General features: G+C 68.1%; 25 protein-coding genes and 1 pseudogene. 10 read left to right on the top strand and 16 right to left on the bottom strand.

Annotated elements, in window-relative coordinates; all coding sequences use genetic code 11:
* Positions 1–300 precede the first annotated feature (300 nt).
* The 12 genes from BM199_RS21905 to BM199_RS21850 form a co-directional block, all read right to left on the bottom strand.
* Positions 301–753 (bottom strand): hypothetical protein, encoded by a 453-nt coding sequence (locus tag BM199_RS21905; protein ID WP_091675182.1) that lies wholly within the window; start codon positions 751–753, stop codon positions 301–303.
* 5 nt (positions 754–758) lie between these two features.
* Positions 759–1106: a helix-turn-helix transcriptional regulator gene (locus BM199_RS21900; RefSeq protein WP_091675181.1), complete on the bottom strand. Its 348-nt coding sequence runs from the start codon at positions 1104–1106 to the stop codon at positions 759–761.
* Between the two features lie 32 nt (positions 1107–1138).
* On the bottom strand, positions 1139–2131 hold the full coding sequence (locus BM199_RS21895) for an aminoglycoside phosphotransferase family protein (protein ID WP_113642918.1): 993 nt from the start codon (positions 2129–2131) through the stop codon (positions 1139–1141).
* Positions 2128–2955 (bottom strand): inositol monophosphatase family protein, encoded by an 828-nt coding sequence (locus tag BM199_RS21890; RefSeq protein WP_091675180.1) that lies wholly within the window; start codon positions 2953–2955, stop codon positions 2128–2130. Before BM199_RS21890 ends, BM199_RS21895 begins: the two co-directional genes overlap by 4 nt.
* Before the next feature lie 82 nt (positions 2956–3037).
* On the bottom strand, positions 3038–3379 hold the full coding sequence (locus BM199_RS21885; protein WP_091675179.1) for a hypothetical protein: 342 nt from the start codon (positions 3377–3379) through the stop codon (positions 3038–3040).
* Between the two features lie 64 nt (positions 3380–3443).
* Positions 3444–3878: an NUDIX domain-containing protein gene (locus tag BM199_RS21880; protein WP_091675326.1), complete on the bottom strand. Its 435-nt coding sequence runs from the start codon at positions 3876–3878 to the stop codon at positions 3444–3446.
* 85 nt (positions 3879–3963) lie between these two features.
* Positions 3964–4686: a 7-carboxy-7-deazaguanine synthase QueE gene (locus BM199_RS21875; RefSeq protein WP_091675178.1), complete on the bottom strand. Its 723-nt coding sequence runs from the start codon at positions 4684–4686 to the stop codon at positions 3964–3966.
* The gene (locus BM199_RS21870; RefSeq protein WP_091675177.1) at positions 4683–5246 is read right to left on the bottom strand and encodes a 6-pyruvoyl trahydropterin synthase family protein; all 564 of its coding nucleotides are present in this window, start codon (positions 5244–5246) and stop codon (positions 4683–4685) included. The genes BM199_RS21875 and BM199_RS21870 overlap by 4 nt, the downstream gene beginning before the upstream one ends.
* 293 nt (positions 5247–5539) lie before the next feature.
* A complete protein-coding gene (locus BM199_RS21865) occupies positions 5540–5947 on the bottom strand; it encodes an RNA polymerase-binding protein RbpA (protein WP_091675176.1) in 408 nt (135 codons plus the stop codon).
* Entirely contained in the window at positions 5948–6202 is a 255-nt protein-coding gene (locus tag BM199_RS34625; protein ID WP_233520192.1) for a helix-turn-helix domain-containing protein, read from the bottom strand.
* Between the two features lie 27 nt (positions 6203–6229).
* Positions 6230–6478, bottom strand: coding sequence for a hypothetical protein (locus BM199_RS21855; RefSeq protein ID WP_091675174.1), 249 nt, complete (start codon positions 6476–6478; stop codon positions 6230–6232).
* A 2-nt stretch (positions 6479–6480) separates the two neighbouring features.
* Positions 6481–7827 carry a hypothetical protein gene (locus tag BM199_RS21850; protein WP_091675173.1) on the bottom strand — a complete coding sequence of 449 codons (1347 nt, stop codon included), beginning with the start codon at positions 7825–7827 and terminating at the stop codon, positions 6481–6483.
* A 361-nt stretch (positions 7828–8188) separates the two neighbouring features.
* Between BM199_RS21850 and BM199_RS34620 the strand changes: the two are divergent.
* Positions 8189–8374, top strand: a pseudogene (locus BM199_RS34620) (helix-turn-helix transcriptional regulator); the annotation flags it as partial.
* 135 nt (positions 8375–8509) lie between these two features.
* Entirely contained in the window at positions 8510–9487 is a 978-nt protein-coding gene (locus BM199_RS21845; RefSeq protein WP_245788562.1) for a hypothetical protein, read from the top strand.
* 11 nt (positions 9488–9498) lie between these two features.
* On the opposite strand, the gene BM199_RS21840 is transcribed toward BM199_RS21845, so the two are convergent.
* Positions 9499–10143: an HAD family hydrolase gene (locus tag BM199_RS21840; RefSeq protein ID WP_091675171.1), complete on the bottom strand. Its 645-nt coding sequence runs from the start codon at positions 10141–10143 to the stop codon at positions 9499–9501.
* A gap of 171 nt (positions 10144–10314) precedes the next feature.
* Between BM199_RS21840 and BM199_RS21835 the strand changes: the two genes are divergently transcribed.
* Positions 10315–10929, top strand: coding sequence for an NYN domain-containing protein (locus BM199_RS21835; RefSeq protein ID WP_218160399.1), 615 nt, complete (start codon positions 10315–10317; stop codon positions 10927–10929).
* Here the strand turns inward: BM199_RS21835 and BM199_RS21830 are convergent.
* Entirely contained in the window at positions 10910–11569 is a 660-nt protein-coding gene (locus BM199_RS21830) for a TetR/AcrR family transcriptional regulator (RefSeq protein ID WP_091675170.1), read from the bottom strand. The genes BM199_RS21835 and BM199_RS21830 overlap by 20 nt on opposite strands.
* Before the next feature lie 89 nt (positions 11570–11658).
* On the opposite strand from BM199_RS21830, the gene BM199_RS21825 reads away from it, so the two are divergent.
* From BM199_RS21825 to BM199_RS21815, 3 genes are all read left to right on the top strand, one after another.
* The gene (locus BM199_RS21825; protein ID WP_091675324.1) at positions 11659–12834 is read left to right on the top strand and encodes a cytochrome P450; all 1176 of its coding nucleotides are present in this window, start codon (positions 11659–11661) and stop codon (positions 12832–12834) included.
* Between the two features lie 108 nt (positions 12835–12942).
* Positions 12943–13674, top strand: a complete 732-nt coding sequence (locus tag BM199_RS21820) for a TetR/AcrR family transcriptional regulator (RefSeq protein ID WP_091675169.1) — start codon at positions 12943–12945, stop codon at positions 13672–13674.
* Complete coding sequence (locus BM199_RS21815) at positions 13667–14305, top strand: class I SAM-dependent methyltransferase (RefSeq protein WP_091675168.1); 639 nt, start codon at positions 13667–13669, stop codon at positions 14303–14305. The genes BM199_RS21820 and BM199_RS21815 overlap by 8 nt, the downstream gene beginning before the upstream one ends.
* Here BM199_RS21815 and BM199_RS21810 read toward each other — a convergent pair.
* Both BM199_RS21810 and BM199_RS21805 read right to left on the bottom strand, forming a co-directional pair.
* Positions 14302–14550: a hypothetical protein gene (locus BM199_RS21810; RefSeq protein WP_091675167.1), complete on the bottom strand. Its 249-nt coding sequence runs from the start codon at positions 14548–14550 to the stop codon at positions 14302–14304. The genes BM199_RS21815 and BM199_RS21810 overlap by 4 nt on opposite strands.
* Positions 14551–14608: 58 nt before the next feature.
* Complete coding sequence (locus tag BM199_RS21805; protein WP_091675166.1) at positions 14609–15262, bottom strand: ArsR/SmtB family transcription factor; 654 nt, start codon at positions 15260–15262, stop codon at positions 14609–14611.
* A gap of 82 nt (positions 15263–15344) precedes the next feature.
* Between BM199_RS21805 and BM199_RS21800 the strand changes: the two genes are divergently transcribed.
* Genes BM199_RS21800 through BM199_RS21785 form a run of 4 tightly spaced genes read left to right on the top strand, consistent with a single transcriptional unit; the run spans position 15345 to position 20381 of the window.
* Positions 15345–16703 (top strand): MBL fold metallo-hydrolase, encoded by a 1359-nt coding sequence (locus BM199_RS21800; protein ID WP_091675165.1) that lies wholly within the window; start codon positions 15345–15347, stop codon positions 16701–16703.
* Positions 16700–18004, top strand: coding sequence for an MFS transporter (locus tag BM199_RS21795; protein ID WP_091675164.1), 1305 nt, complete (start codon positions 16700–16702; stop codon positions 18002–18004). Before BM199_RS21800 ends, BM199_RS21795 begins: the two co-directional genes overlap by 4 nt.
* Positions 18001–19164 carry a cysteine desulfurase family protein gene (locus BM199_RS21790; RefSeq protein WP_091675163.1) on the top strand — a complete coding sequence of 388 codons (1164 nt, stop codon included), beginning with the start codon at positions 18001–18003 and terminating at the stop codon, positions 19162–19164. Before BM199_RS21795 ends, BM199_RS21790 begins: the two co-directional genes overlap by 4 nt.
* Complete coding sequence (locus BM199_RS21785) at positions 19164–20381, top strand: trans-sulfuration enzyme family protein (RefSeq protein ID WP_199542956.1); 1218 nt, start codon at positions 19164–19166, stop codon at positions 20379–20381. Before BM199_RS21790 ends, BM199_RS21785 begins: the two co-directional genes overlap by 1 nt.
* Positions 20382–20479: the final 98 nt, after the last annotated feature.

Genomic DNA, 20479 nt, shown 5'->3' with positions numbered 1-20479 from the left:
GACCTCCTCCTGTGCGAAACGGCCAGGGTCTGCCTCGTACCCGCAACGCTTGCCAGTTCACGGGTCTGATGTAGTCCGGGTGATCGGCGGGGATGATCAGCGTCGCTTCGGGATCGTCGCTGAGCCGTTTTTCATTCGCCCATCGGACTTGTGCGGGCGAGAGGTCCGGTGGTCGCAAGTAGACTTGCCGATTGGCTCGCCATGCTCGTACCTGCGCGATGGCCAAGAACGCCAGCAGCGCGGCGAGTAGTGCACCAAGCGTGTAGCCACCCACAATCCACGCGACCGCCATCGCCGGCGTTAGTTCTCCGCCGGGCGCGGCGTGTGGGCGGAACCACGGTCCTGCCGTTCGATCAACGACATTGCCAACTGCCAGTCCGGGCGGCCGTGCGCGGCGCTGGCCAGCATGTCGTAGAGGTGGGGCTCGAGCCATCCCTGTTCCTGCCCGCGCATCAGCAGGGTGCCGCACACGGCGGCCTTCATCTCACCGGCCGTGCACACCGCTTCCTCGACCAGGCGCACGCTCAGGTCGTAGTAGGGGCTGGGCGGTCGCACGCCACTGGCCAGTTCCAGGCGGAACAACATCATGGACACCAGTTCGCCTTGCGTACCGAAATAGAGACCGGCCGCGATGATCTTGTCTGCGGCGCGGATTACCGGCTCGATTTCTCCGCCTTTCGCCGCTTGTTCCAATGCGGTGGCGAGCGCGTCGCCGAGAGCTACTGCTTGGGGATCGATCTGAGGCAGGTGCATGTGGACTACCTCGCGGACGTGCCCGACGTGGCGACCTGGACAGCGGGCTGTGGCGTCCAGGTCAGCCAGCGGCGTAGGAGTACCAGCGGGCCGGTCGCCTCGACCGCCATCGTTGGTGCAGCGCCGATGCCGAGGTCCGCGAGCTGGTAGTAGCGGCGGCGTGGCCGGCGGGGGTCGGTTGGATCAGCGTCTTCCCAGCGAGAGCGCACCAACCCGGCGTGCTGCAAGCGGACGAGGATCGGGTAGGTCGTTCCGGGCATTAGCCCCGTTCGTTCGTAAATCTCCAGGCCGTACAGTTCTTTGTCCGGCTCGGCAAGGAGTGCGCTCAAGACAGCTTGTGTTTTCCTCGTCATCAGGACACCTCTGTGTGGGCTGGAATGGTGGGCTATTCGTGGTCGCCTGCGATCAGGCTTCGGGTGCGATGCAACTGCTGCTCGAAGGCGGATACGTTGGTGTCGCGTCGTTTCCAGCGGACGGCCAGCCAGCGGAGGGCGGCGGTGCGGCGCGCGGCGGCGAAACGGCGGCGCGCCTGGCCGTCGTCGACCCCGAGTTCGGGAAGGAGCGCGAGCCACAGGTCGTCCTCGACCGCTCGTGCGCTGGGATGCTCGATGAGTTCCGCCGCGTCATAGGCGGCGTCGGAGTGCCCGGCGAACTCCCAGTCCAGGGCGTAGATGGTGCTGATGAAGTCGTGCCAGTGCCAGTTGTCGAGGTTGCCGTCCCCGTGGGAAAGCACACGCGGCGCCGGTTCCGCGAGCACGGTGGCGTCGCCGCGGTCGTGCCATCTCGCGATCATCCTGCTCATGTCGCGGCTGAGCGGTTCGTCGGGGTACTCGTGGAGTTGTTCGGGCCACGTAGTGGTGATGCGTCGGATGAAGTCGCTCGCCGAGTCCAGTCGGCCCAGGCTGGCGAACGGCCCGAGCGGAACCTGGCGGATCTGGCCGAGGGCGGTCACCATCGCCTGAAGAGCGGCATGTGGCGTGTCCAGCGCGGTGATGGGCCGTCCGGGCACGAGCCTCAAACCGACGGCGGGCAGTTCGGGATGCGGGTCGTGCCACAACGCCGTGCACGCGACGGTGACGCCGTGGTCAGCGAGGTGCCGCAGGGCTGTCCATTCGCATCGGGCGCGGTCGCGTTTGTCGGTGCGGTAGAGCTTGAGGCACACCGGGCCGCGAGGGCTGCTCCAGCGGTAGACCCGGTTGTTGCGGCCACCGGTGAGCTGAGTCAGTCCGTGCTCCGGCAGGTCCGCGCCCAGAGCGTCGGGCCGTTCTCTGTGCAGCACGCGCAGCTCGGCCAGCAGGTCGTGCGGGATGGTGTGGTGGTCCATCGTCGCGTGCTCCGGATCGGTGTGCTCGGGCAGCAGGGCTCGCGCTGCGTTCACTGGGTGCCCGCCGGTCGGGGCCAGTAGTTCGTGTCGCGGGCGATGTCCATCATCGGCACGAGTACATCCGCGAGTGCAGGAGTGGTGGCCAGCGTGCAGTGGGAGCGGGTCGTATGGGGGCTGCCGTCGGCATCGAGGACAAGAGCTCCGGCTTCGCGCGCGATGATCGCTCCGGAGGCGGTGTCCCAGGTGCGGTTGCCGAACAGGATGCTGGCGTCAAGGGTGCCGTCGGCGACCCAGACCAGTTCGAGTGCGGTAGTGCCCAGACGGCGCACTCCCTGAGCTTGGCCAGTCAAACGTTGGTCGAGGTCGTTGCAGAGCCGGTCGCGGGTGCTGGCGTCGGGGCCGCTGCCGTAGTCGCACATCCCGATGAGTGCGTTGTCGAGGCTGGTGGTCGTGGAGACGGCGATAGGGTCGCCGTCTCGGTAGGCGCCTTCGCCTTTGACGGCCCAGTAGCGGTGCCCCAGGAACGGGACGGCCGTGACGCCGAGCAGTGGTTGGTCGTCTTGGACGAGGCCGAGAGCGATCGCGCACAGCGGGCTGCCGTGGGAGAAGTTGATAGTGCCATCGATCGGGTCGAGGACCCAGTAGGTGTTCTCGTCACCGGAGGATCCGTTTTCCTCACCCACGAAACCGACGGCGGGATCCCAGTCGCTCAGTCGGTGCCGGATGAGGTTTTCGACGGCCAGGTCGACGTTGGTCACGACATCGCGGTCACCTTTGGTGGTGATGTGGGTCGGTTGATGGTTCAGGGCATGGTGGACGGCGAGATCGATCGCGCGTTGCGCGGCCTTGAGAGCGTGATCAAGATTGGGGAAGGGCATCGACGGGCGTTCCTTGGGTTCTGCTGATGAGGGCTTCGCGCCGGAGAGCCACCTGGACGGTGCTCACGGCGAAGTTCGGGGGTCATGCGCTCCGCGGCAGCGGGCCGCGGGCAATGACGAGCCGGGGCGCGAGCCGGTTGCTGGGTGCGGGCAAGGCGATGAGGCCGTCGATGATCTCGGTGAGCGTGCCTTCTCTTTGCCAGGTGATACCGCCGGTGTGGTCGTTGCGGAGCCCAGCGGCGTCGGTGGTGTAACGGACACGCAGGGCGTCCGCCCACCCTTCCGGCCAGGTCCGCACGCCGTGCACCTGGACGAGTTCGCCGTCGACGACGGTGGGAAGGAACATCCAGCCCGCATCGCGAAGGTCGATGAGCCGCTGCAGCTCGGGAAACTCGGTCAGCGCGGCTGCCTGTTCTGGGGTCATGACGCGCTCACCGCGACCACGAGGCAAGCGTCGGGGCCGCAGGGCCTGCTCAGGAACGCGCTACTCATGGCGTCCACGCCCGCCACGGGCGTTCGGCCGACAGCGTGCCCGCGATCAACTCATCCCGGACCGCTTGAGGGTGGAGGGCGGAGAGGTCGTGTTCGTCGGCCCACCGATGTGGCTGTGCCGCGTCGTTAAGGAGGTCAGGGTTGGTGAGCGTCACGTCGAACAGGAAGGCCACTTCGGAGGCAGACGGCTCGCCGGCCTCGCTGGGGCCGTGCTCGACAGCGACGCAGAAGTCCAGCTCGGCGATGGTCGCGCCGAGCTGGTCGAGCAGGCTTCTACGGAGCGCTTGCTCGACGGGTTCTCCGGCGCGAACCGGGCCGCCGGGGAGTGCATCGTGGCCGGGATATCCAATGAGGAGCAGGCGGTCGTTCTGCCCGATGAGGGCGTAGACCCCGACGCGGGGACCGGGGGCCGGGGTGTTGGGTTCGCTCATCGTGGACCGCCTGTCGTTGGGAGATGTCTGAGTTGACGAGCGATGTCCCGGCGCAAGGTGGCCGGCGTACTCCGCGGTGATGAGGTCAGCGGCCACGGTCGTTCTCCCACAGCAGCGTGTGGAGCCGGGTCGACAGGTGCCAGCGGCGTGCCAGCACCGGGTCGGCCAACATCCGCATCCGTGCCAGGACGGTGGCGCTGTCCGTGCCTTCTGGCATGACCCACACGGGGTGAAGGCCGTAAGTACCAACGAGTTCCTGGATCTCGTCGAGGTCGTCAATCTCTTGGACGACGAACTTCCAGATGGCCTTCCCGCTGTCGGCGAGGTCGCGCAGAACGGCGGGGCGGATGCGTTGATGACGGCGCAGCCCCGAATGCGCGAGCTTCGGCGAGACGTTGAACCGTGTCACCGCCGACGTGATCATGTCCGTGGGCGCAATGGTGCCGGACGTCTCGATCTCGATGTCGGCGGCGAGCGCACGCTGCCGGATCGCACATACCAACCGCCCCAGAACGTGCGGCTGCAGCAACGGTTCGCCACCGGTGATCACTAGCAGGTCGGCGGGACCGGCAGCGAGCCAGGACAGGATGTCCTCGATCGAGAGGATCTGCTGTTCGGCGTTGAGGTCATAGCGGTTGGGGTCGTGGGTTTCCGGACTATCGGACCAATCGCACGACAGGTGACAGCCGAACAGCCGGATGAAGTGGGCGTAGCGACCGGTACTCGGTCCCTCGCCTTGGAAGGTCGGACCGAAGGTCTCGTTGACCACCAGGTCACGGTCCACATCGGACACCAACGGCGGCTTCACAGTGCGTCCACCGGCCCGTAGGTCGCGGCATTGAGGTGGGTTTCGCGCACGAACACCCGGCCGACGCGGGCATCGGGAGCGCAGGGCAGCGTGGCGAGAACAGCCTGACTCACGCGTCGTAGCAACACCGCGACAGCTTCGACGGTTGGCCAGGCCAAGTCGGCAGCCAGCAGTTCCGCATCCTCGACTGTCGTATAGCGATCAGCGCCGAAGCGGAAGACCTTGCACTTCGCTACGGCAAGGTGCACAGCGAGCGGGTCGTGGATACCGAGCATGGTGCCGTGATCGAGGTAGGTGTCGATCCACTGCCGGACTCCGGCTTTGAGGGCACCGAACTCCACGACGGTGACATCGTCGCTCAGGGTTGGGGCGATCACCGGCACTGCGACCCGCCAGGAATGTCCGTGCAGGCTGGTGCACTTGCCCCCAAGGTGTGGCAGGCGGTGCGCGGTTTCAAAGGTGTGCTCGATGGTGATCTGGTGGGCTGTCGGCGCGTGATCGTCCGTCACGAGGTTCGCCAGGTAGGCGGTGGCGTGATCGGTTGTCGCCGAGCCGTGCATCGTGAGCGCCAGATCCTTTCACCACGAGCGCGTTCCCGCACGCGCGTACTCATCAACGAGGACTGGGGTGGCCTGCGGCGGAAGGCCGAGGGGGAAGGAGTGTGCCTTCCGCCGCAGTCCGGATAAGTCAACGACGGGTGATCATCGCTATCCAGAGCGTGGGTGCGGCGTCGATGAGGCGCGGATGGGGCGTCGACCGCGCTGACCAGGGAAAGCGGCACGACGTCAGCGGCGTCGCGCGGCACGTGTTCACCCGGTCAGGACCGAAAGGTAACCCGGTTGGGCGAGAACGGTCAGCCGTCGTAGCGGAACGAGTACGTCCTGTCCCCGAATTGCACGCAGCCCGGCTGCGCGCCTCCTCGTCGGCGGATCGCCGCGAGCGTGTCGGCGAGGAGAATCTCCAGCTCGGCCACGCTGCGTCGTTCGTACAGCATCGTCAGATGTGTCCGCGGGGACTTGCCTTTACCCTTGCCCGCTGCGGTGGCGGTGGCGGTGGCGCCGAGTCGAGCGCAGCCCTCGACGCCATGCAGCCGACAAGTCCAGCTCGCCGGCAGCTCCGCGTCCGATGCGAAATGCACGGTGAACTCGTGCCCACGCGTACACGCGAACCGAGCGGTCACTCGGGCGACAGGTCCGGTGTAGCGATCGGGCTCCACCGTGGTGTGGCCCCAGCGGTAGCCACGCAGCGTTCCTCTCGGCATCTACCCGGCTCCGATCTGCCGACTTGACCGAGCTGTCCGAGTGGTTTGGCCGGGCTGGCGGTGGGGTCCGCCGCCACGTGCACGCAGTTGAACGCCGGACTCGGACAGGATCCGGTGTATGAAGCCGTACGAGCGGCCGGTCAGCCTGGCCAGGGTGCGGATGCTGGCACCCTTGTCGTACTTCTTCTTCAGGTCTGCGCCCATCCGAGTCCGTGCGGGACCGGTGATCCGCTTCCCCTTCTTGACCTTCGTTATTTGTGACATGATCAGCGGCCTTCCAAGTCAGGCATTTCCGTTCGTGGTGCGGCCGAAGACGAGGCGGTCGACGGCGCGGTCCGCCGGGAATTGATAGGCCACGGCGACGAGCACGGCCGCTGGCCACACTGCCCCGGCAACGACCGTCAGCAGCACGCATCGGGCCACGTGGGAGCTGAGCTTTCCGGCAGACCAGGTGCCGCGAGTGTGGCCCCAGACAACTGCGCCGATGCCCACGGCCGCGCCGACGTACAGGATTGCCAGAATTGGGGTCATCGCTATTTCGTGTTTCCTTCCATGTTCTCGTTTTCGACGTTGCTGGTGTCCACCTGCGACTTTCGCGTCACCGGGTCTCCGAGTTCCTCGCGGAGCTTCAGCACTGCTTCGCGATCGGTTGCCGCACCCGGTCCCGCGTCGGCAAAGAGACCCAGTGCGTTGCTGTAGCAGTGCTCCGCCTCCGCGACGTTGCCGAGCTGGGCGTGCGCCCGACCCATGACGGTGGAGGCGTGACCTCGGTAGCGCGACGATCCACAGGACGCCAAGGCGTTCTCGATCCGGCGCAGGGTGAACAAGGCGGCGTCCGACTGTCGGGCCGCAACGTGGACCTCGGCAAGGTAAGTGATCACTCGGGCGTGGCCCGACTCATCGCCCAGGGCCTCCATCAATTCGGCGGCTTCACGCAGGTGCCAGGTGGCTTGGGGGAAATCGGCGATCTCGGGGTGGGCGTATGCCTGGCCGATTCGCCGATGCCGCAAGGCGATGCTGCGGCGGTCGCCGCGTTGCTCGTCGAGGAGCAGCGCGCTGCCGAGATCCTGCAGCGCGGTACGTGGTTGCCCGGCGGCGGTGAAAGCGCGAGCGCGGGTGGACAGGGCTGCCGCTTGTACCCAGCTGTCGCCGAATGCTGTTGCTCGCTCGATCGCCGTGGTGCAGGCAGTGATCGCCGCGTCGTGGTGGGAGCGGTTGGATTCGCCGAACCCCAGCCGGGCGAGGAAGACCGCTTCGAGGATGTGCTTACAGCGCTGGGCGGAGACGATGCCAAGTTGTTGCGTCTGGACTAGGTCATCGGCGAAGTAGCTGGGGCGCAATGGATTCCAGACGACCTCGGCGAGCTGGAACACCAGCCCGTCCCAGCCCTGCTGTCCGGCGAGATATTGGGAGGCAAGCACGTTCGGCCGTTCGAGGGTGAACCAGTTCAGAGCATGTTCGACGCTGGCGAACGGCTCGGTGTCCAACTGTTCGTACACCGGGCTGAACCGCCGGGAGCGGGGGTTGATCGCGATGTCGGCGGCGGCGGTGCGTCGCAGATACCACTCGATCATGCTGCGCAGCGCGGCCCGGCGCACATTCGCGTCGTCATGTTGCTCGGCCAGTACCTGGGCGTGCTCGCGCGGCAAGTCGTGCTGACGGTAGCGGGCGGCGGCCACCGCGGTGACGAGGTGGGCATCCGCCAGCCGGGCCAGCCCGTTTTCGACCTGGGCGACCGGCAGGGCGAGGGCTGCGGCGAGCGGGGCGGCGGTGAACTCGGCGCCGGGGTGCACGGCCAGCAGCCGGTACAGCCGCGCGTTGTCGGCGTCGAGGTCGTCGTAGCTCACGCCGAGGTCGTTGCGGTGCCCAGGGTCGGTCACTGATGTGCTCCGGCTACATCGACAGCGAGGCGCGCAGGGGCCGCCCTACGGGATTGGTCTTTGCGGTACGTCCTGGTGCTGCTCATGGTGATCCCGCTTTCACCACGACGTTCTTGTTGCGCGACGTTGCCAAGGAGTGAGTCATTTCCGGGAGAACAGTTGCCGAATATGAACGGGCAGGAATCGTGGCTCCCCAGTTCCGCTGCCGTGTCGGTGTTGTCGAACGCCAGTAGATCGCCCGCTACGGTCGGCTACCAGAGCGCACGTGGGGCGACGATGAGGCGCTGATGCGGCGTTGACCCTCGTGAGCTGCACCAACCGCGCCGGGTAGCGTGACAACGGCACACCAGGGGGTGAGGAGATGGCAACCCAACCGTCAAGCCCGTTGGCCGACTGCCGCCACGCCGCTGGCTACACGCAAGAGACCTTCGCCGACAAGCTGGGCGTGGACCGAACCACCGTCGGCCGCTGGGAACGCGGTGTCCAATCTCCCCAACCGTGGCAACGTCCCGACCTTGCCACAGCGTTGAATATCAGCCTAGATCATCTCGACGACCTACTCCGGCGAACGAAACGGCGCTCGAACACATCGGTCGCGCTCGAAAGCCCCAACCACGAGCCATTCTTCACACCCGGTCCTTCATTCCTGCCTCACGCTGACCGTGAGCTCGGCCGGTCAAAGTTGGTCGACACGTTCTCCGGTGATGACGCGGTGCACGCCGCCATCCCACGGCTGCGGCGGGCGCTCGACAGCATCGATCTGCCCGAGGACGGACCGACGCGGTCCTTCGCCGAACTCGCGGCCGAGGTCGCAGGAATGATCGAGCACCGTCTGCAAGCACGCTATGTCGAGATGGCGTGGCGTCTGCCCAACCTGATCTCCGAGCTTGCACGGACACACGCCGATGGCGGTCACTGGGTGCGCGACGCCGCCACGCTGCTGACCCTCGCATTCCGAGCGGCCGATGGCGTGGCTTACAAGTTCGGCTACCTCGACCTGTCCGCCCGCATCATCGACCTGATGCGCGTGTCCGCCCTGGCGGCCGAGGACCCGCTGCTGGTGGCCGCTGTCGCCTACGTGCGCACCGAGACCTTCTTCGCCACAGGCGACCTGACGTCGGCCTCGCGGCTGTTGATGGCCGCCGCGGACGATCTGTCGGCTGACCTCGGCGCTTCGGCGTCCTCCGCCGCGGCCTACGGCGCCTTGCACATGCGAGCCGCCGTCGTCGCCGGCCGCGCTGGCAAGCCCGACGCCGCGTGGGATCACCTCGGTGAGGCTCATCGAGCCGCCCGCCAGGTGCCTGAAGGCGTCTACTTCGGCACGGCCTTCGGACCGGCGTCGGTCCGCATCCACGAACTCGCCGTCGCCGTCGAACTGGGCGACAGCCCGGCGGCGGTGGAGCGGGCGGCAGCCTGGCACCCACCCGACCGTCTCCCCGCCGAACGGCGCTCGCACTACTACATCGACCTGGCCCGCGCCCAGCTTCGCCTCGGCCACCACCAAGACGCCTACCTCGGTCTGGAAGCCGCCCGCCGGGTTGCCCCGCAACACGTCCGCGAACATCCCCAGGTTCGGCAGACGCTGTCGGCGCTGCTGCGCACCCACGGCTCCCCCGACGACCGCCTGTTGGAGCTGGCTACCTGGGCTCGCGCACGTTGACGACTATTGGGCTACCGATCAAGAAGAAGGGCGGGCAGCTCCGCGAGCGAGTCGATCACCCAATCGGCGTTCTCCCTGACCACGGGGTCGTCGGCCCAGAGATATCCCCACGGGCCACGCCGGATCAACGCGACACGAAGACCAGCCGCCTTCGCAGGCAGAACGTCGTTGTCACGGTGATCACCGACGTACACGATCTGATCAGCCCGACCGGGCGCGACGTCGACCACCCGCTCGAAGAAGGCGGGATCCGGCTTCGCCACGCCCCACTCGCCCGACGTACCGACGTAGTCCACGGGCAGGCCCAATGCCCGCAACAGCTGGGCGGCCCGCGGAGTCTGATTGCCAGCGACGCCCACCCACAAGCCTCCAGCGCGGAGAGCCGCCAGGCTCGGCCGCACGTCCGGGTACAGATCGCTCTCGTCGATCTGTTCCCCGCACCCGGCCTCCTCCCGCAACTGGCGCTCACGAGCCAGGTCAAAGCCAGGGCGGAAATACTCGAACGTCTCGGCGTTGTCTCGGCCCGCCGACGTAACAGCGCCGAGCACGGTCGAGAATGTATGCGGCGATACCCCCACCCAGTCAGCCCACGCACGCCACTCGCGTGAATCGTCCAGCAGAGTTTCACCCACGTCGAACACCACCGCGCTGACCATGCCTCCATGAGATCAGAACGGTCTCGCTCGTCGGTTGGATGCCTCACACCATCGGGGACAACCTGTTCATCCAGCGGATGATCAACGACCCGACAGAGCAAGACCCGGCAGGATGACCGCCGTGGACGACACCGCCGAACTTCCGCTCAGCGCGACGACAAGACCGATCTCATGGACCACGCCCGGCGCCGGGCGGCCGTCGTGACGACCGACGAGTCCGCCGAGCTCGCCGAGAGCGAGGCGGTGCGGATGGTGCGCGCGGCCGAAGCCCGCCGGAGTCCGTGGAGCCGGGAGATCGGCTCCCGAGGTGAGCAAGTCGCGCTCCTGATCGACTTCGAGAACCTGGTGCTCGGCGCGAGCGCGAGCCTGCCGGACCGAGCCGAGCCGGTACCGGCGAAGGCACTCACGTGGCTGTGTCGCGCATACGGCTCGACCACGATCCGTCGCGCCTATGCGGACTGGGCCGACCAGCGCTTCGGCCGCTACCAGCAGGCGCTCGAACGCGATGGCGTCGACCTTGTCCAGATCGGGCACGGTCCGTCGCGCAAGAACGGCGCCGACATCCGCATGACCGTCGACGCGATGGAGACGCTGATCATCCATCCGTCTGTCGAAGCGTTCGTGCTGGTCAGCGGTGATTCAGACTTCTCTCCGCTCGTTTCCAAGCTGCGGGAGTTCGGCAAGCACGTCATCGGCGTCGGAGCAGAGACCGCGGCGAGCGCACGGCTGGTCGCGGTGTGCTCGGAGTACAAACTCTTTCTCCGGACTAACAGTTGTCCGTGTTGACCGTTCTCTGGTCGGCGTCGCTCGTTCGTGCATAACCGGTCTGAGCGGCTTGGATCACGCCGTGGATGGCGTACTCGATGCGGTTGGCGGCGTCGTCGGGATCGGGTTGGCCGGTGTCGAGCCAGACGATGACAGCTTCGAGGGTGAGGGTGGGGATCAGTCGGGCTGCCCAGTCCTGCCAGGAGCCGTCCGGGATCGCGTCGGCGAGGTGGCGGTGGGCGATCTCGGTCGAGGCCAACCGGATCCGGTCGATCACGTCGCGGAACTCCGGCTCCCTGACCGCATGGCGGAACAGCAGCCGGAACCCGTCCGGGTCGGCCACGGCGGCACGCAGCAGCGCGGGAATGCTGCCCTCGTCGTAGTTCTCAATCCCGACGGCGGTCCCGAGCCGGGTGCAGGCGCGGTCCAGCACCGCCCGGTACAGGTCGTTCTTCGACGCGAAGTGTCGGTAGAGGATCACGTGCGTGACACCGGCCTCCGCTGCGATGTCGTCGAGGCCAGTGGCGGTGAACCCGGTGCGGGCGAACGCGCGGGTGGCCGCGTCGAGGAGTTGCTCGCGCCGCTGTGCGCGGGGCATGCGCCGGACACGCTCGGACTGACTTTCCGACGCGGGCTGCGTGGATTGTCGGGCGGCTGCCATCGCATCAACCTCCTCTTGTTAAAGGCAGACTATATAAGTACGTTGTTGAAGTCGGCTTGTACAAGTGGTGTGTAATGATGGAGGTCGCGATGAGCGCCCCGGTTCAGTTGCCGTTCGAGCAGGTAGATCCGTTGCGGGTCGCGCCCCAACTGCGGGAGTTGCAGTCCCAGGGTCCGGTTCACCGGGTTCGCACCGCGACGGGTGATGAGGCATGGCTGGTCACCGGTCATGCGCAGGTACGGCGGCTGCTGGACGACGACCGGCTGGGACGCGCCCATCCGGCACCGGAGACCGCGGCGCGAACCGGGGAGTCGGCGTTGTTCGGCGGACCGCTGGGCAACTTCGTCACCGAGAAGAGCGACCACGCCCGGATGCGGTCGCTGCTGCAGCCCCACTTCTCGCCCAAGCACCTACGTGCCCTGCGCCCCAGGGTCGAGGCCCTGACCGCACGGTTGTCGGACGAGTTGGCCGAGCAGGGGCCTCCCGCGGACCTGCACGCCGCGGTGGCGGTGCCGCTGCCGATCCTGGTGATCTGCGAACTGCTCGGCGTGCCCTACGAGGACCGTGACCAGTTCCGCGCCTGGACCAACGACGCCGCCAACATCCGCGATCGCGCCCGCTCGGAACAGGGATTGGGCGAGCTGTTCGCGTACGGCCAGAAGCTGGTCGCCCGCAAGCGGACCGATCCCGGCGACGACGTCATCTCCCGACTGTGCGCGACCGAAGGTGTCTCCGACGTCGAGGCCGCTGGCATGTCCATGGCGTTGCTGTTCGCCGGACACGAAACCACGGTGGTCCAGATCGCTCTGGGTGCACTGGCGTTACTGGCCAACCCCGACCAGTGGCAGAACCTGGTGAACGACCCGACCCTGGTTCCGAACGCGGTCGAGGAGATGCTGCGGGCACCAGGCAAGGGTGGCGGTGGGATTCCCCGCTACGCCCGGACCAACCTGGAGATCGACGGCGTGATCATCCAGGCAGGCGAGTTGGTGCTGCTGGACAACGGCGCGGCCAACCACGACCCGGCCGTCTTCGCTGACCCCGACCAGGTCGACATCACCCGCTCGTCCGCCGCGCACCTCACCTTCGGGCACGGCGCCCGCTACTGCATCGGCGCGCCACTGGCCCGCATCGAGCTACAAGCGGTGTTCACCCAACTCGCTGCACGGTTCCCGACGTTGCGGCTGGCCGTCGGCGTGGAGGAATTGACCATGCGGCGCGACGTGCTGACCGGCGGTCTGACCGCACTCCCAGTGCAGTGGTGACCGCATGACAGCACGCCATCCGACTGGACAATCTATCCAGGCCGAAGCAGCTTCGACCGATATCGATTCGAGCTTTGACTGACTGGGTCGGTCAGTTATCGTTGCCGCATGCCCAGGGTTCGGTCGGCGGAGTTCTTCCCGCGCCTGGTCTCGGCCGCGGCCGAGACGTTCATCGCGCAGGGATTCCAACGCACGCAGATGCAGGATGTCGCGGACCGGTTGGGGGTGGCGAAGGGCACCGTGTACGGGTACGTGGAGAGCAAGTCCGCGTTGCTGGCCGCCGCGGTGCGCTACGCCGACGATGTAGAACCGCTACCCGAGTTGGCCGAGTTGCCGGTGCCGACCCCGGTGGCGGGCGAAGTGGCGACGCTGGTGGCCGATCGGCTCCGCGGCGAGGTGACCGAGCTGCGGCTGGTGAAGGCGTTGGCCGGGCCTCGGCGGGTGCCGGTCGCCGAGGAACTCACCGAGATCGTCATCGATCTGTATCGGCGGCTGGCGCGGCATCGGGTGAGTATCAAGCTGGTCGACCGGTGTGCGCCGGAGTTGCCGGATCTCGGCGAGGTGTGGTTCGGGGTTGGCCGGGCGGGACAGGTCGCCGTGCTGACCGACTATCTGACGCGCCGTGCGGCCAGCCGAGCACTGCGTCTGCCGGGGCCAGCGCCTGTTGTGGCGCGGACGATCTTGGAGACCTGCGTGTTGTGGGCGGTGCACCTGCACTGGGACCCCGCCCGTGTTGATCCAGATGATCGCGAGCTACCGCCGCCGGAGGTCGTGGCCGCCACGCTGGCCGGGCTGCTCACCCACGGACTGGTATCAACGAAGGGACAAGGCGATGGGTAAGGCAATGAGCGTTGACCGGTTGCGGGAGAAGTGGGACAAGTACGCGCCGCGGTATGACCGCGATATCGGGTTCTTCGAGCGGGTGCAGTTCGGTGGCGGCCGGGAGTGGGTGTGCTCGCAGGCCCACGGCGAGGTGCTGGACGTGGCGGTGGGAACCGGCCTGAACCTGGCGTTCTACCCGGACGCGGTCCGGTTGACCGGGATCGACTTCAGCCCCGCCATGCTGAAGCTCGCCCACACTCGCGCAGCCGAACTGGGCCGCGAGATCGACCTGCGCGAGGGCGACGCGCAGGCGTTGCCGTTCCCGGACGCCTCGTTCGACACCGTGGTGTGCACTCTCGGGTTGTGCGGTTTCCCGGACGAGCGGGCGGCGATCATCGAGATGTACCGGGTCCTGCGTCCCAACGGGACGCTGCTGCTGCTCGACCACGTCGGCAGCCACCACCGGGTGATCCATTTCGGACAGTGGTTGCTGGAGAAGTTGACCGTGCGGATGCTGGGCGACTACCAAACCCGTCGCCCGCTGCCGCTGGTCGAGGAGGCCGGGTTGATCATCCAACGACAGGAGCGGCTCAAGGCCGGCATGGTGGAGCGGGTCGCGGCCGTCAAACCAGCAGCAGAGGGTAGCTAGCTGTCGAGAATGGGTTGCCGCAGCAGGGATTGCTTGATCGGGCGGGCGGTTAGTTCCAGCGCGCGGCGCTCGACGGCCTGGGCCTGCTCGAAGTGGTCGAGCTCGCGCAGCGGCTCGGCGCGGGTGGCGTGATAGCGGTGACAATGGTCTAGCGCACCATCCGATGTGGACAGTTCATTCCGTGCGGCCTCAGAACCGGCCACGTAGCGTGCAAGGGCGATGGCGCGAGGCAGCCGCCTCAACACCTCCTTGCCCAGGAGACGACCGACACGCCCGATTCGACACCGCGCCCGAAAATCTTGGTCAGGTTGCCACCGGTAGGTCAGCCAAGCGCCATTCGAGCATGCCGTCGGCCAACCGGCGAGCCGGGCGACCGGCGGCGATGAGCAGGCGGACCGCGTCGTGGGCGAACACGCAGTAGGCGCCGCGGCAGTAGGCGACGATCTCCTGATCGAGGGGAAGTTCAGCCAAGCGCTCGGCGAGGTCTTCCAGCGGAATCGACACCGCGCCGGGGATGTGCCCGGCGGCGTATTCCTCGCGCGGACGCACGTCGATCACGGTGGCGCCGCCGGAACGCACCCGTCGCAGCAGCTCCTCGCGGGTGACCTCCTCGGTCTCTGGCCCGAGATAGGTGGCGCGTGCGGCCTCCACGTCGGCGAGGTGCTCGACGGCCACGGCCTGGACGAGCGCGTACAGCGCGGCGACGTCATCCCCGGCGAGCCGGTAGTAGATCTTGGTGCCGTCACGGCGGGTCGTCACCAAGTTGGCCTGCTTGAGGGTCTGCAGGTGCGCCGAGGCCGTGGTCAGCCCGAGTTCGGCGGCCCGTGCCAGCGACTCGACCGTGCGCTCACCCTGTGCCAGCAGGTCCAGCAACTCCAGCCGTTTGCCGCTGCCCAGCGCCTTGCCCACGCGGGCGAACTGCTCGAACAACGCCGTCTTCGCGCCTCGATCACCCATGGTTCTCCAATCATCCTTGGAATAGTGTAGAACAGAACTCATGCGGGAACCCAACCCGCCCGCGAAGCCACGGAGGTGCCAGGTGAGCACAGTCGACATCGTCCCGCTCGTCGACGAGGGACTGGGCAATTCCGCCTACCTGCTCGACCTCGGCGATGGCCGGGCAATGGTGGTCGACGTCAGCCTCGACCTGCGGGAGTCTTCGCGCCTCGCCCGACGCCGCGGGTTGACGGTGGCGTTTGCCGCCGACACCCATCTGCACGCGGACTTCCTCTCCGGCGCCCGCCAGCTATCCGCGACCGAGGGCACACAGGTGCTCGCCTCGGCCGCCGGGCATCGCGAGTTCACCCACAGCGGGCTGCGCGACAGTGACGAGGTCGACCTCGGCGGGTTGCGGCTGCGTGCATTGGGCACGCCGGGCCACACTCATGAGCATCTGTCGTTCCTGCTGCTGGACGGCGACAAGCCGGTCGGGGTGTTCACCGGTGGTTCCCTGCTGGTGGGGTCGGCGGCCCGGACCGATCTGGTCTCACCCGAGCAGACCGAGGCGCTGGCCCGCGCCCAGTACGCCTCGTTGCGGCGGCTGGCCGAACTCCCGGACGACGTGGCGGTGTGGCCCACCCACGGTGCCGGGTCGTTCTGCTCCGCTCCGCCGGGCTCGGAACGCACCAGCACCATCGGCCGGGAGAAGACCACCAACCCGCTGCTGCGCGCCGCCGACGAGGACGCCTTCGTCACCGCGCTGCTCGGCTCGCTGGGCAGCTTCCCGCCCTACTTTCACCGTCTGGGCGAGATCAACCGTCGCGGCCCCGCCGTGCTCGACCAGCCACCGGCGCTCGCGCCGCTCAGCGTCGCCGAGGTGCGGGCGCTGCTGGCGCAGGGCGCGGTGGCGGTCGACGTGCGGCCGGTCGCCGACTTCGCTGCCGCCCACATACCGGGTGCGGTGTCGATCCCGCTGCGGCCGGTGTTCGCGTCCTGGCTGGGGTGGCTGGCACCGCACGACCAGCCGCTGATCATCGTGCGCCGGTCCGATCAGGACCCGGCGGAGATCGCGTGGCAGGCCACGAAGATCGGCTACGGCAACCTCGCCGGAGAACTCACCGGCGGCCTGGACGCCTGGACCGCCGCCGAGCACCCCACCACCAGCACTCGACTCGTGCGACCCGACCAGGTCGACACGTCGGTCCTCGACATCCGGCAGACCCCCGAGTTCGCCGCCGGGCACCTGCCCGGCGCCCAGCACGTCGAACTGGGCGAGCTCGCCGACCGCGCGCAGGACGTGCCCGGCGAACCGCTGGTCGTGATGTGCGGACACGGCGAACGCGCGATGGGCGCGGCCAGCCTGCTCGAACGCGCCGGCCACCGCGACCTCGCCGTGCTCACCGGCGGCCCCGACGACTGGGCCACGGCCACCGGCCACCGGCTGGAGACCGGAACATGAGCCGCGCCATCGGAAGCCCGCGGCTGGGGATCCGCGCCAACCTCGCCCAGTTCAGCTTGCTCGTCGCCGTCAACGCGCTGGTTGGCGGCGTGCTCGGGCAGGAACGCACCGTGCTGTCCCCGCTGGCCGAGCAGACCTTTCACCTGACCGGCTACACGTTCCTGCTGACCTACGTGCTGGCCTTCGGCGCCACCAAAGCCGCCACCAACTACTTCGCGGGCACCTGGTCGGACCGGTTCGGCCGCAAACCGGTGCTCGTCGCTGGATGGCTGATCGCGATCCCGGTGCCGCTCATGCTGATCTGGGCGCCCTCGTGGGGCTGGGTCGTCGCGGCGAACGTGCTGCTCGGGATCAACCAGGGACTGACCTGGTCCACCACCGTGATCATGAAGATCGACCTCGCCGGCCCGTCCCGCCGCGGCCTGGCGATGGGTCTGAACGAAGCCGCCGGATACCTCGCGGTCGCGGTTACCGCCGTGGCCACCGGCTACCTCGCCGCCCGCTACGGGTTGCGGCCCGCGCCGTTCCTGCTCGGCCTGTCCTACGTCGCGCTCGGCCTCGGGCTGTCCGTGCTCGTGGTCCGTGAGACCCGCGAGCACGCCCGCGTGGAAGCCGCCCAGCACACCACCCGCGCCGACGGCCGGCACGACCACCTGCACTCCGAACTGACCAACAAGCAGGTCTTCGCCCACACCAGCGTGCGCGAACCCGCCCTGTCCGCGGCCAGCCAGGCCGGGATGGTCAACAACCTCAACGACGGCCTCGCCTGGGGACTGCTCCCGATCCTGTTCACCGCGGCCGGGCTGTCGGTCGCCCGGATCGGGATCCTGGCCGCGCTCTACCCCGCGGTGTGGGGCCTGGGGCAACTCGTCACCGGTCCGCTGTCGGACCGGTGGGGCCGCAAACACCTCATCACCACCGGCATGCTCGTCCAAGCTGCGGCGCTCGGCCTCATCGCGCTGGCCGACACGTTCACCCTCTGGGCGGTGGCCGCGGTGCTGCTGGGCGCGGGTACCGCGATGGTCTATCCGACGTTGCTGGCCACCATCGGCGATGTCGCCCATCCGGCCTGGCGTGCCCGCGCGGTCGGGGTCTACCGGCTCTGGCGCGACGGCGGGTTCGCCGTCGGCGCCCTGCTGTCCGGGATCGTCGCCGACCTCTGGGGCATCCGCGCCGCGGTGTGGGTGGTCGCCGCGATCACCGCCGCCTCCGGCCTGATCGTCGCGGCACGCATGTACGAGACACACCCGCGCGACCAGCGCGCCGAACCCGTTCCACTACAGGAGAAAGACACGCCGTGACCATCCCTAGTGGACTAGCCGAGGACCCGATCTACCTCGACTACAACGCCACCACGCCCGTCGATCCCACAGTCGTCGAGGCGACGCTGCCGTATTTGACCGGCGAATTCGGCAACCCCTCCAGCGACCACCGCTACGGCACCACGCCCCGCGCCGCACTGGAGCACGCCCGCGACCAGGTCGCCGCCCTGATCGGCGCGCCAGGCGGACGAATCGTGTTCACCGGCTCCGGTTCCGAGGCCGACAACCTCGCCATCCGCGGTGTGGTCTTGGCCGCCGGAACCGACCGGCCGCACGTGATCACCCAGACCACCGAGCACCCCGCTGTCCTGCAAGCGTGCCAGGCGTTGCAACGCTGGCACGGCGCCGAGGTGACCTACCTGCCCGTCGACACCGACGGGCGCGTCGACCCGGCCGCGCTGGCCGCCGCATTCACCGGCCGCACCGTGCTGGTGTCGATCATGGCCGCCAACAACGAAACCGGTGCCCTGCAACCGATCGACGAACTGGCCCGCATCACCCACGAGCACGGCGCGGTGTTCCACTGCGACGCCGCCCAAACCGTCGGGAAGATCCCGCTCGACGTGACCGCCCTCGACGTGGACCTGCTCACCGTGGTCGGGCACAAAATGTATGCCCCCAAAGGCATCGCCGCCCTCTACACGCGACCCGGCCTGGCACTGGAGCCCTTGGTGTACGGCGGCGGACAGGAACACGGCCTGCGCGCCGGCACCGAAAACGTCGCCCTCGCCGTCGCACTGGGCACCGCCGCCGACCTCGCCGCCGCCGACCTTGCAGCAGGAGGCCACGAGCGCATCCAGACCCTGCGCGACCGGCTCCACGACCAGCTCGCCGCGCGACTGCCCGGCCGGGTGGAACTCAACGGGCCCGCGGCGGCGCGGCTGCCGAACACGCTCAACATCAGCATCCTCGGGGTGACCGGGCACAGCCTGCTCGCCGCGACACCGGGGATCGCCGCGTCGACCGGCTCCGCGTGCCACGCCGGTGACCACCAGCCCTCACCTGTACTGACCGCGATGGGCCTCGACGCCGAACGGAGCCTGTCCGCGTTGCGGCTGTCCCTCGGTCGCTGGAGCACCCCCGCCGACATCGACCGCGCCACCGAGCTGATCACAACCACGACAGGAAGCAGGGATTGATGAGCGACCCGAAGGTGAACACCACGCCCGAACAGCGACCCGGCTTGTCCACCCGGTGTGTGCACGCCGGAGACGTCCGCGACCCGCAAGGCGCCATCCACCCGCCGCTCTACGGGCACTCCACCTTTGCCTTCGACTCCACCGCCGACCTGCTCGACGTCGTCGAAGGCCGACGCGAGGGCAACCTCTACACCCGCTACGGCCTCAACCCCACCATCCGCTCCCTGGAACGCAAACTCGCCGACCTCGAAGACACCCAGTCCGCGCTCGCGTTCGGATCCGGCATGGCCGCCGAAGCCGCGACCTTCCTGTCCCACATCAAGACCGGCGAGCACATCGTGTGCCTGGGCGACGTCTACGGCGGCACCTTCGAACTACTCGGCGAGAACCTGCCCCGGCTCGGAATCGAGACCACCTTCCTCACCGCCGGCGAAGCCAATCAGCTACCCGACGTGCTCACCGACCGCACCCGGATCGTGTTCTTCGAAACCCCGTCCAACCCCAACCTCGACATCTTCGACATCGCCGCGATCACCGCCCAGGCGCACAAAGCCGGGGCCCTGGTCGTGGTGGACAACACCTTTGCCACCCCGGTCAACCAGAACCCGCTGCACCACGGCGCCGACCTGGTCATCCACTCCGCGACCAAATACCTCGGCGGCCACAGCGACCTCACCGCCGGAGCCGTCGCTGGCCCCGCCGAACTGCTCGCCCCGATCGCCGCGTGGCGCAAGAACCTCGGCCAAGTCATCGCCCCCGAGATCGCATCACTGCTCGCCCGCAGCATCCGCACCCTCGTCGTCCGGGTCCGTGCCCAGAACACCGCCGCCACCGCCGTCGCCGAATACCTGGCCGAGCATCCCCGCGTGACCAAGGTCAACTACCCCGGCCTGGCCACCGGCGACCAAGCGACCATCGTCAAAACCCAGATGCGCGGCCACGGCGGCATGCTCAGCTTCCTCGTCGACGGCGACGCCAACGCCACCGCGGCTGTAGTCGACCGGCTCCGAGTGTTCAGCATCGCCGCCAGCCTCGGCGGCGCGGAAAGCCTTGTCACGCAACCCATCACCACCACCCACCACGGCCTCGACCCCGCCGACCGAGCCCGTCGCGGCATCGCCGACAGTATGGTCCGCCTCTCCATCGGGCTCGAAGACGCCGACGACCTCATCGCGGATCTGGACCAAGCGCTGACGCTCCCGACCCGCACAGTCTGATCGAGGCCGTCCCATCGTTGGTCGGTCGGCCAGTCCTGACCAATGTGGCCGCTGCGGTGGTCATTGGTTTCGGCACTGCCTCGGGCCACCGACTCGCC

The organism is Amycolatopsis marina, assembly GCF_900111885.1.
Taxonomy (GTDB): domain Bacteria; phylum Actinomycetota; class Actinomycetes; order Mycobacteriales; family Pseudonocardiaceae; genus Amycolatopsis; species Amycolatopsis marina.
This window is presented reverse-complemented; position numbering and strand designations above follow the sequence as displayed.